This window comes from Lacinutrix salivirga, from assembly GCF_053604675.1.
This window is the reverse complement of sequence record NZ_JBSHNP010000097.1, coordinates 55,543-66,329: the sequence shown is the minus strand read 5'-3', so window position 1 is coordinate 66,329 and position 10,787 is coordinate 55,543. Positions and strand designations below refer to the sequence as shown.

Sequence of the window (10,787 nt, the reverse complement as noted above, 5' to 3'; positions counted from 1 at the left end):
TCTTCAGTCATACTTCCTTCTGAATGACATTATAACATATAACGCTATTTATGGTAAGTTTTGTCATTCAGAGCGCAGCGAAGAATCTTAAAAATTAATATTGATGAGATTCTTCAGTCATACTTCCTTCTGAATGACATTGTAACATATAACGCTATTTATGGTAAGTTTTGTCATTCAGAGTGCAACGAAGAATCTAAACACTCAAGTTAAATAATTATTAAATAAAGTATTAGTTTAAATCCTTAACCAGTAACCAAGCTTTAGGATTAGAGGTGCTTCTTATACTACGTAAAGCATTTATAGCCTCATTTCTGTCTGTATAACTAGCATAAACTACTTGGTGTAAACCAAATTTGTTAGCACCAATTTTTCTGGCATTAAACCCTTCTGTTATAAGTTGGTTTACTTTGTTTTCAGAGTTAGCTTCCACTCTAAAAGCACCAGCAACAATATGGTAATTACCAACCTGCTTTTCAACTTGTAAAGTCATAGCAGGCAAAGGATTACTAATAACAAATGTAGCTTCTTGTATTTTACCTTCTAATTGCTCATTAGCTTCTTCTTGTGCAATTTGATTATGTGTATTTATAGTATTTACATAGTAATTACCAACACCAAATCCACCTAAAGTTAAAGCAATAAGTGCCACTGCAGCGTATTTTAAATACGGTCTTGTTTTACGTTTTTCAGGAGTAAAAGCAATAGGTATTTCTTTTTCAATAGTTTCAACTTCTTCTTTATAAACCTCTCGAGTTACAGATGGAGACACAAATTGAGATAAGCCAAATGCATCTGTTAAATAGTTTAAATGGTAAGACGGTTCAAAAGTAATTTTCCCCGAGTTATTTAACACTAATTCACCAATATTATTAAAAACAAGTGTTTCACCTTCAGCTAAATAAGATTTTAGAGAATGTACACGGTTTTTAATTTTTGTTATGGCTTCTTCAAAAGGAATTTTCTCAACATCTGCAATATAATGCGCTAACAAACCATCATTTGTTTGTATTTGCTCATTAAACGACAATACTTTTTTTGGTGGATAAAAGGCATGAGTACTCTCGTCTAAGGTTGCCGAAGCTTGCTGAGATAAAAAGGCACCAAATTCTGGTACAGTTACACACTCGTATCTATATAAAAGGTCGCTGATGTAGGATTCTAATTGCATAAAAACAAAGTTAAAGTTTTTTATTCACCAATAAAAGCTGTCTCCAATTAGTTATTAACAGTAAAAAATTCCGTTTATTGTAGTTTAAAACCAGACCTTTAAATATGAATGAAACCAGTTTACTCTATGTTTTAGCCTTACAACACGTCTCTAAAATTGGTGATATAACTGCAAAAAAGCTAATTTCCCATTGTGGTTCTGCTGAAAATATTTTTAAAGAAAAGAAACAAAATTTACTTAAAATTGATGGTATTGGAAACCTTATAACAAAAGAATTATTTAACCAAAACCATTTAGAAGCTGCTGAAGCCGAATTGCGTTATATTAAAGATAACAATATTAAAGTCAATTATTTTACAGACGAAAATTATCCTGAACGTTTAAAGCACTGTGTGGACAGTCCGTTATTATTGTTTGAAACAGGACATATTAATTTAAATAACAAACACATAATTAGTATTGTTGGCGCCAGAAAAATAACAACAAGCGGTATTGCATTTTGCGAACAACTAGTTGAAGAATTAGCGATTTACAATCCAATTATAGTCTCTGGTTTTGCTTACGGAACAGATATTACAGCACAAAAAGCAGCAATAAAGCATAAGTTACAAACCATAGGTTGTTTAGCACACGGCTTAAACCAGATTTACCCTAAAGTGCATAAAAAATATGTTGCTGAGGTAGAAAATAATGGAGGTTTTTATTCCGATTTTTGGAGTAGTGATGCCTTTAACAGAAATAATTTTTTAAAGCGCAACCGAATAATTGCAGGTATTAGTGAAGCAACTATAGTTATAGAATCTGCCGAAAAAGGCGGAAGCCTAGTCACTGCAGATATTGCTAATTCTTACAATAGAGATGTGTTTGCTGTACCTGGTCGCATTACAGATTCGCAAAGCGTAGGTTGTAATAATTTAATAAAGCAACAACGTGCACATTTACTATCTACACCTTTAGACATTCCGTATTTACTAAATTGGGAGTTGGAAAGCGACCAAAAACCAGCTATCCAAAAACAATTATTTGTAGAGTTAACAGACGATGAAACAGTGATTTATAATTACCTTAAAGAAAACAATAAACAGCTATTAGATGTAATTGCTTTAGACTGTAATATACCAACCTATAAATTAGCTAGCATGTTATTAACTATGGAGTTAAAAGGTGTTATTAGGCCACTGCCTGGTAAATTATTTGAGATTATTTAAATTCCTGCGAAGGCAGGAATCTTATGAATTAAAAATGAACTACCAATTAATACAAGTTATGCTATAGGTCGTATTACTTTTATCTTTAATACCCAACCTTTTCCCTAACTCTCTTTAAAACAGCATCAGCTACCACCTTAGCTTTTGCAGCACCTTTTGCTAAAGCAGCATCAATGTCGTTGAGGTTATTCATATAATAGTCGTAACGCGTTCTTGGTTCAGAAAAACGTTGTAGAATTAATTCAAACAAGGCTTGTTTAGCGTGACCATAACCATAGTTTCCGTTTTCGTAATTTGCTTTCATAGTTGTAACCTCTTCAGCGGAAGCTAATAAGTTATAAATAGCAAAACAGTTACAAGTTGTCCAATCTTTAGGCTCTTCTAAAGGAGTACTATCGGTTTCAATACTCATTATTTGTTTGCGTAACTTTTTTTCTGGTAAAAATATATTAATAATATTACCTTTACTTTTGCTCATTTTCGCACCATCTGTACCAGGAATAAGCATGGTTTCTTTTTGTATATCTGCTTGTGGCAACACAAAGGTTTCTCCCATCTTTGCATGGAAACGCGAGGCAACATCACGTGTCATTTCTATGTGTTGTTCTTGGTCTTTTCCTACAGGTATAATCTCTGCATCGTACAATAAAATATCTGCAGCCATAAGCATTGGATATGTAAACAAACCTCCATTTACATCGTCTAAACGGTCTGCTTTATCCTTAAAACTATGCGCTAATTCTAAGCGTTTAAAAGGAAAAAAACAATTTAAGTACCAATTTAACTCGGTGACTTGTGGCACATCACTCTGTCTGTAAAACACTGTTTTATCTATATCTAATCCAAAGGCTAACCAAGTTGCAGCAGTAGAATAGGTGTTATGTCGTAACAACTCACCATCTTTAATTTGAGTAAGTGAGTGCATATCTGCAATAAATAAAAACGATTCATTTTTAGACGATTCAGAAAGTGCAATTGCAGGCATTAATGCGCCTAAAATGTTTCCTAAATGAGGTGTTCCTGTGCTTTGTATTCCTGTAAGTATTCTTGCCATATCATTACCTGCGAAGGCAGGTATCCTTTTTAAAATATCGCAATGGTAATACTGCGATTTTAGATTTTCATTACTAGATATTTGAATGAGAATCTTTTTTTAATTAAACATCATTTCAAAGTTATTGAACAAAGGTATTTTTTTTCAATTAAAATAGCTCAAAACAATTATGTATTTTTGGCGACTATGATTGTATTAAAGTACATTTTCTGGTTTTTGTATCGTATTTGGTTTTATATACTTGTTGCAGTACCTATTATTGCACTTTTTCCTTTATTAATCATTTCGATTCTAAAAGAGGCGTGGTACCCTTTCTTTTTTAAACTTGCGCGTTTTTGGGCAAGATTTATACTTATTGGTATGGGTTTTAAAACTAAAATAGAACGAGAAGAAATCCCTGAGCCTAAAAAAAGCTATATGTTTATTGGCAATCACACCTCTATGGTAGACATTATGCTTATGCTTGTTACTGTTAAAAATCCGTTTGTTTTTGTTGGTAAAGCCGAGTTAGCTAAAATCCCATTGTTTGGATTTTTTTATAAAAGAACCTCTATTTTAGTGGATAGAAATAATCCTAAAAGCAGACAAGCTGTATTTTTAAGAGCACAAAAACGTTTAAAACAAGGGTTGAGTATTTGTATTTTTCCTGAGGGCTTAGTACCAGAAGAACATATACTTTTAGACGAATTTAAAGATGGCGCTTTTAGATTAGCAATAAACCATAAAATACCAATTGTACCTTTAACTTTTGCAGATAATAAAAAACGGTTTTCTTACACTTTTTTTAGTGGAGGACCTGGAAAAATGAGAGTTAAAATGCACAAATTTATTCCAACTGAAGGCTTAACAATACAAGACACAAAATCATTAAATGAAAAATCCCGAACTGTTATTTATAATCAACTATTGGCATTTCAAAATCAATAAAAAAGCTACTCTTGGCACAGAGTAGCTTTTTTTCATTATTGTTTTCAGATTACTCTGAAAGTATACAAGGTTTACTAACCAACTTAAAAACTAAATTTAAAACTAAAATCTATAACTAAAACCTGTATATACTCCAATAATGTATGGGTTGAAATTTCCAGAAGTTTCACTATAGGCGTTTAATTGGTACTTAAACGTAGGCTCTAAATTAAATTTAAAACTCTCCGAAAATTTATAATCTATACCAATACCTAAATTGGTACTAAAACTTACATCATTAATATTATTTGCTTTGCCAATAACTGTTTTTTGTCCTGCGATTTCAGAAACCACCTCATTATCGTTTGCAATAAAAGAACTAAAACCTGTAATTACATGTAATCCAAAACGCTTATCTATTAATTTGTACTCCACCTCTAGAGGGATTTCTATATAACTTATACGTTGGCTCAAAGCAGCTTTAAGGTTATTACCTACTAAAGAACTTGTTTGTTGTACAGCAAACTCATTACCACTTAAAACGGAAAAACTTTGAGTTGTGCCAGGACTTACAGAAACAAAATCTATATTTTTTAATGCCGAATTACTAGATGATGCAACGTTATCATAAACTAACACATTAGCAGTGTCATAGCTTAAATTAAGAGAGTTAATACCAGAACGAACTGTTAATTTGTTGTTTAAGGCATAACCCACTTTTATACCATAACTTGTATTTACCTCACCTTTCTTTGGATTGTCTATAAATTGATTGTCTATATGAGAACCTTTGCCAAGAGAATTATAATAAACAGGTGCAATATTAGCATTAACAGACCATTTATTAGTTAATTTTTCTTTTTCAATAACTTCTTCGTTCTTGGCAATGGCTTCCTCAATTGATAAATCTATAGATGTAGAGTCTTTTGAAGTGTTGTTTTCTATATTATCTTTATTAGCTATACTATTGTTACTATTACTATTACTATTACTTGTAGTTGTGTTAAGTAGCTCTGTTTTATTTGTATTAAAATTTTTGTTTTTAGTATTAATCTTATTGTCTGTTTTTGCAGTAGCGTTTTTATAATTTACATCCTCTTCACTAACAGTGTTAAGTGCAGAATTAGTTGTATTTTGATTGTAATTATTGTTTGTGCTAATGGTTAATTTAGAAGTCTTATTCTTTTTTATATTAGATGTAAAACCAGTTGTATTATTTTTAATTTCAGTAGCATTAGTAGCATTACTAGTGATTGTACTATTTTTACTAGTCTTTGTGTTATTAAGAAGCTCTAAATTTATATCTGTGGTTTTTTGAGTTTCTGTATTGGAATTGACCTCTTCTTTTTTAGAATTAACAATTGAATTATTATTTGAAGGTGAGGTAGTTTGAAAAGCATTTTTTGAAATAAACCCAATTGCTAAAAACAGCAACAATAGAGCAGCAATACCACTATATTTAAACCATAAAGGAATAACTCGTTTAGACTTATGCTTTTCGGCTAATTCTTCTTGTATATTACTCCATACTTTAGAATTAGGTGACACCTCAAAATCCTTAAATTTTTCTTGAAAAAGGCGATCTATATTTTTTTTGTTTGGCATTACTACGATTTAGAGCGAACTCTATATTTATTTTGTTCAATTTTTTCTTTTAAAATCTGTCTAGCTCTTGCTAAATTAGATTTTGATGTTCCTATCGAAATGTTTAGTAAATCTGCTATTTCTTTGTGCGAATAGCCATCTAAAACATAAAGATTAAAAACTAATCTATATCTATTTGGTAATTCTTGTATTATAGACAATAAATAATCTAGTGAAACATCCTCATCATCTATTACAACTTCAACATCTTCTATCTGCTCTTCATTTACAATATCAAAAACACTTTGTCCTCTGTATTTTTGTAAAACGGTATTTATTGTTATTCTTTTTAGCCAACCTTCAAAAGAGCCTTTAAATTTATACTGTTCAATTTTATTAAAAATAGTGATAAAGCTGTCTTGTAAATTATCTTCAGCTTCAACACGATTATTCGAATACTTTAAGCATACTGAATACAGTTTACTCGAAAAGAGCTTGTATAATTCACCTTGAGCTTGAGTATCATTTTTTTTACATTTTTGTATGAGTTGTTCTAAACCCAAAGTTTTGATTTAATTGGTTAATAAAATTACTCAATTACTGGTATTTCCATAGTTAGGTATTGGTCTTGTCCATTACTGTCTTGTCCTTGCCAAAACTTAAAAATATAAGTTCCAGTATTATTTACAATAAAATTAAAACTAATTTCTCCTTCAGTTTCTTGGGGCGTACAGTTGTCACCATTTAGTACAGAGGTCACAATAGCGATTTTTCTTTCGTTAGAACTACTAACGTAATAAATATCATTAAAGTTATGGCAATTGGTTGGTAAAGTGTAATTTAAAATAATCTCATATACCTCTCCTAATTCAAACTCTTCTGGCATAGCAACACTTGTAACTGCAATAAATTCCGAATAACTACTCGGACCATTATAACCATCGTCTAAACTACAAGAAAAAAGAGTAAATAGGCACATTATGCCTAAAACAAACTGCTTCATTTTAAATGTTTTAATTCGCGTTCTACTTTGTAGATACAGAAAGTTAAAAAGGGTTGCGTCTAAAATTAAAAAAATCCCGAATTAACGAGATTTTTAAAAACTATTTATTTGCTTTTAGTAAGGCATGAATTTTTTGTTCCAATTCATCAAAAAGTTCTGGATTATCTTTAATTATAGATTTTACAGCATCTCTACCTTGACCTAATTTAGTGTCTTCATAACTAAACCAAGAGCCACTTTTCTTTATAATTTCATACTCTACAGCGACATCTAATATTTCTCCAACTTTACTTACGCCTTCTCCGTACATAATATCAAATTCTGCTAATTTAAAAGGAGGAGCAACTTTATTTTTAACAACCTTAACTCTAGTTTTATTTCCCATTACAGCTCCATCTGTACTTTTTATTTGTGTAGATCGACGAATATCTAATCGTACAGAAGCATAGAATTTAAGCGCATTTCCTCCAGTTGTAGTTTCTGGATTCCCAAACATTACACCTATTTTTTCTCGTAATTGGTTAATAAAAATAACAGTACAATTCGTTTTGCTAATAGAAGCGGTTAGTTTTCTTAAAGCCTGCGACATTAAACGCGCATGAAGTCCCATTTTAGAGTCTCCCATTTCACCTTCAATTTCACTTTTTGGTGTTAATGCAGCTACAGAATCAATTACAACTATATCTATTGCGCCAGAACGTATTAAATTATCTGCAATTTCTAAGGCCTGTTCACCATTATCTGGTTGAGATATAATTAAATTATCGATATCAACGCCTAACTTCTCTGCATAAGTTCTATCAAAAGCATGCTCTGCATCAATAAATGCAGCAATACCTCCAGCTTTTTGAGCCTCTGCAATGGCATGTAATGTTAATGTTGTTTTACCAGAAGATTCAGGACCATATATTTCTATAACACGACCTCTTGGATAACCACCAACACCTAGTGCAATATCAAGACCTAAAGATCCAGAGGGAATAGCCTCTACATCAATTACTGCCTGATCACTCATTTTCATTACAGTTCCCTTTCCGTAAGCCTTATCTAATTTATCTAATGTTAATTTTAATGCTTTTAATTTTGCTTCTTTTTCTTTTTCGTTGCTCATTTTTACTCTTTTTTTAAGAAATTCATGCTAAAATACCACTTCTTTTTCCACAATACAATTTTTTTGACGCAACCTTTTTACACTTTTTGCATCTACTATATAAATGAGGAAAAATTTGCTATGAAAAAGAAATATTCTACCTCACTTTTTAAATTTATCTGAACTTTAATTTATACTAATTTAACAGATGAGATTTTTTAGTAAAATAGTATTAACAAAGACATTAGGCGTTTCAGTTGTTGTACAAACAAACAGCAGTTGTAAAGCCGATGGAGGTTAACTCGTGTATTTTTTTTAATCGAAAAATTAAAAATTAATAACGAGTTAGTCTATTAAAAGTCCTTTACAGAGCGTAAAGGACTTTTTTTTGCGAGAGACTTGTACTTAAATTTTTAAAATCTTTTCATCAAAATTTTGTTAAGTGTTTTTTTTTTTTTTTTTGATTTGTGTTGAATTTTTAAAAGTTAACAAGTCTGCTTTTTTAAATTTTTTAAAGTTTAAAATTAATAAAACAAAAGGCTTATTATATTCAAAAAATGAAAAATTTAAATTTATTACAAGTGTTTATGCTTGCGTTTTGTGTTACAGTAACTATTACAAGTTGTACAACTGAAGAAAAAACCTTTTATGAAAATAAAACTTCAAATATTATTGATATAGAAAACGAGTCATTAAAAGCAAAAGCAATTGAATTAAATGCAATCTTAAAGCAGATTAATAAAAATTATCAAAAAGAAATCATAATTAATAAATTTGAAACAAATGTTTTAACTAAAAGCATGTCTGATTATTTGAAAGCTAATAAAACAAGAGATTTCACTTCTAATTATATAGAAATTAATGACATAGAAATGCTTTCAAATTTAAAAATGAATGTGATTACTTTTAATAATCGTAAAAGTGTGACTAATAAATCATCTGAGGGTATTTTGAATACTACTATAATTGACATTGAAGATGACAACGAATTTAAAATTATGGTTGAAATAATCACAGAAAAGGATGTAAATTCTGACGCTTGGACTATAATAGAAACAAATGTTATAGAAAATGATTATAATAGAGGTAATAATTGTCATGGATCATACACTGTTGCTTGTGCAGACGCAAATGGAGATGGAGAAGTAAGTTATGGTGAGTGTTTTGGCGCTTGTGTTGGCTATGCATTAGATACTAATGAATTTAGTGGAAAAGTAATAGTTTATGCAGGAGTTGCTGGTGGAGTAGGCTGTGTTGGTTGTGGGATTGCAGCAGGAGCTCTTTTAGGCATAATTTCTATTGGTTGTGCTGGAGGTTGCGCATAAAATTTATTCGTATTTTTAGTATTTATGAAATTTTCAAACTATATTATTACTATTGTATTGTTGACTTTAGTATATTTTAATACACAAGGCAAAGTTTTTTTTGTAGTCTGTTTAATTACCGCCTTAATCGGTATAGGGTATGATATTTATTTTAAAAAAAGACTATGAAACCCTTTAAATTTAAGAGGTTGTGATTTTCGAACTAGATATTTGATATATTCTATTAAGTTTTATTTCATATTTTAAAGAAAAACCCAATTTTGCATATTTTTATATGTTAAGCTTTTTAATAAACGAAAACTCAACAAAAACAATACCTTTGCAAAAAAAATCTTTAACCTTAAAACATTAGTATAGCATGCAACTGTACAATAAACTAAGCGCCAAAGAAAGAGCAGAACTCATTGAAAACGCAGGAAAAGAGCGTTTAACTCTTTCATTTTACCAATATGCGAAAATTGGCAATCCGCAAATTCTTAGAGATCATTTATTTTTAAATTGGGACGCTATGGACGTTTTAGGACGTATCTATGTAGCTACCGAAGGGATAAATGCACAACTCTCCTTACCAGCAGATCGTTTTGAAGAATTTAAAACACATTTAGATACTATTGATTTTCTTAAAGACATAAGATTAAATATTGCTGTTGAGCAAGACAACATGTCGTTTTTAAAACTTAAAGTTAAAGTGCGTAACAAAATTGTTGCGGATGGCTTAGAGGATAATACTTTTGATGTCACCAATAAAGGCATACACGTAGCAGCTAAAAAATTTAATGAGCTTATTGAAGACGACAATACTGTTTTGGTGGATATGCGTAACCATTACGAAAGCGAAATAGGCCATTTTAAAAATGCTGTAACTCCAGATGTTGATACATTTAGAGAATCTTTAGATATTATTGAAGACGATTTAAAAGAACATAAAGAAGACAAAAACCTAGTAATGTACTGTACTGGTGGAATACGTTGCGAAAAAGCAAGTGCTTATTTTAAACATAAAGGGTTTAAAAATGTTTATCAATTAGAAGGCGGAATCATTGAATACACAAGACAAGTAAACGAAAACAACCTCGAAAATAAGTTTTTAGGTAAAAACTTTGTTTTTGACGATCGAAGAGCCGAAAAAATTAGTGAAGATATTATAGCGCAATGCCACCAATGCGGCAATCCTTTTGATGTCCATACAAATTGTGCAAATGAGGCTTGCCATTTATTATTTATTCAATGTGAAAGCTGTAAAACAGAAATGGATAATTGTTGCTCTACAAACTGTAAAGACATTATTGCTTTGCCATACGAAGAGCAAAAGGCTTTAAGGAAAGGACAAGGCAATAGTAACGATATATTTAAAAAGGGGAGAGCAGACCACTTGCCATACAAAAAAGACTTGCGAAATATATTTGAAACCTTTAAAAAATAAAAGACAATAAAACCGAAGCTCAA

Annotated in this window: 10 protein-coding genes; 4 read left to right on the top strand and 6 right to left on the bottom strand. The window is 30.6% G+C overall.

All coding sequences use genetic code 11. The annotated features are described in order from the left end of the window. Window positions 1-232 precede the first annotated feature (232 nt). Window positions 233-1,171: an HU domain-containing protein gene (locus tag ACVC5O_RS06125; protein WP_452220591.1), complete on the bottom strand. Its 939-nt coding sequence runs from the start codon at window positions 1,169-1,171 to the stop codon at window positions 233-235. 104 nt (window positions 1,172-1,275) lie between these two features. On the opposite strand from ACVC5O_RS06125, the gene dprA reads away from it, so the two are divergent. Next, window positions 1,276-2,379 (top strand): DNA-processing protein DprA, encoded by a 1,104-nt coding sequence (gene dprA, locus ACVC5O_RS06120; RefSeq protein WP_452220590.1) that lies wholly within the window; start codon window positions 1,276-1,278, stop codon window positions 2,377-2,379. 85 nt (window positions 2,380-2,464) lie between these two features. Here dprA and trpS read toward each other — a convergent pair whose 3' ends face one another. After that, window positions 2,465-3,433 carry a tryptophan--tRNA ligase gene (gene trpS, locus ACVC5O_RS06115; protein WP_452220589.1) on the bottom strand — a complete coding sequence of 323 codons (969 nt, stop codon included), beginning with the start codon at window positions 3,431-3,433 and terminating at the stop codon, window positions 2,465-2,467. Window positions 3,434-3,619: 186 nt separating this feature from the next. On the opposite strand from trpS, the gene ACVC5O_RS06110 reads away from it, so the two are divergent. Further along, entirely contained in the window at window positions 3,620-4,360 is a 741-nt protein-coding gene (locus ACVC5O_RS06110; RefSeq protein WP_452220588.1) for a lysophospholipid acyltransferase family protein, read from the top strand. 102 nt (window positions 4,361-4,462) lie between these two features. On the opposite strand, the gene ACVC5O_RS06105 is transcribed toward ACVC5O_RS06110, so the two are convergent. From ACVC5O_RS06105 to recA, 4 genes are all read right to left on the bottom strand, one after another. Then, window positions 4,463-5,944, bottom strand: coding sequence for a hypothetical protein (locus ACVC5O_RS06105; protein WP_452220587.1), 1,482 nt, complete (start codon window positions 5,942-5,944; stop codon window positions 4,463-4,465). Window positions 5,945-5,946: 2 nt separating this feature from the next. After that, on the bottom strand, window positions 5,947-6,486 hold the full coding sequence (locus ACVC5O_RS06100; RefSeq protein ID WP_452220586.1) for an RNA polymerase sigma factor: 540 nt from the start codon (window positions 6,484-6,486) through the stop codon (window positions 5,947-5,949). A 26-nt stretch (window positions 6,487-6,512) separates the two neighbouring features. After that, window positions 6,513-6,926, bottom strand: coding sequence for a hypothetical protein (locus ACVC5O_RS06095; protein WP_452220585.1), 414 nt, complete (start codon window positions 6,924-6,926; stop codon window positions 6,513-6,515). A gap of 100 nt (window positions 6,927-7,026) precedes the next feature. After that, complete coding sequence (recA, locus tag ACVC5O_RS06090; protein WP_452220584.1) at window positions 7,027-8,037, bottom strand: recombinase RecA; 1,011 nt, start codon at window positions 8,035-8,037, stop codon at window positions 7,027-7,029. 536 nt (window positions 8,038-8,573) lie between these two features. Here recA and ACVC5O_RS06085 point away from each other — a divergent pair. Both ACVC5O_RS06085 and trhO read left to right on the top strand, forming a co-directional pair. Beyond that, complete coding sequence (locus ACVC5O_RS06085; protein ID WP_452220583.1) at window positions 8,574-9,341, top strand: hypothetical protein; 768 nt, start codon at window positions 8,574-8,576, stop codon at window positions 9,339-9,341. Between the two features lie 358 nt (window positions 9,342-9,699). Next, on the top strand, window positions 9,700-10,764 hold the full coding sequence (gene trhO, locus ACVC5O_RS06080; protein ID WP_452220582.1) for an oxygen-dependent tRNA uridine(34) hydroxylase TrhO: 1,065 nt from the start codon (window positions 9,700-9,702) through the stop codon (window positions 10,762-10,764). Window positions 10,765-10,787 lie beyond the last annotated feature (23 nt).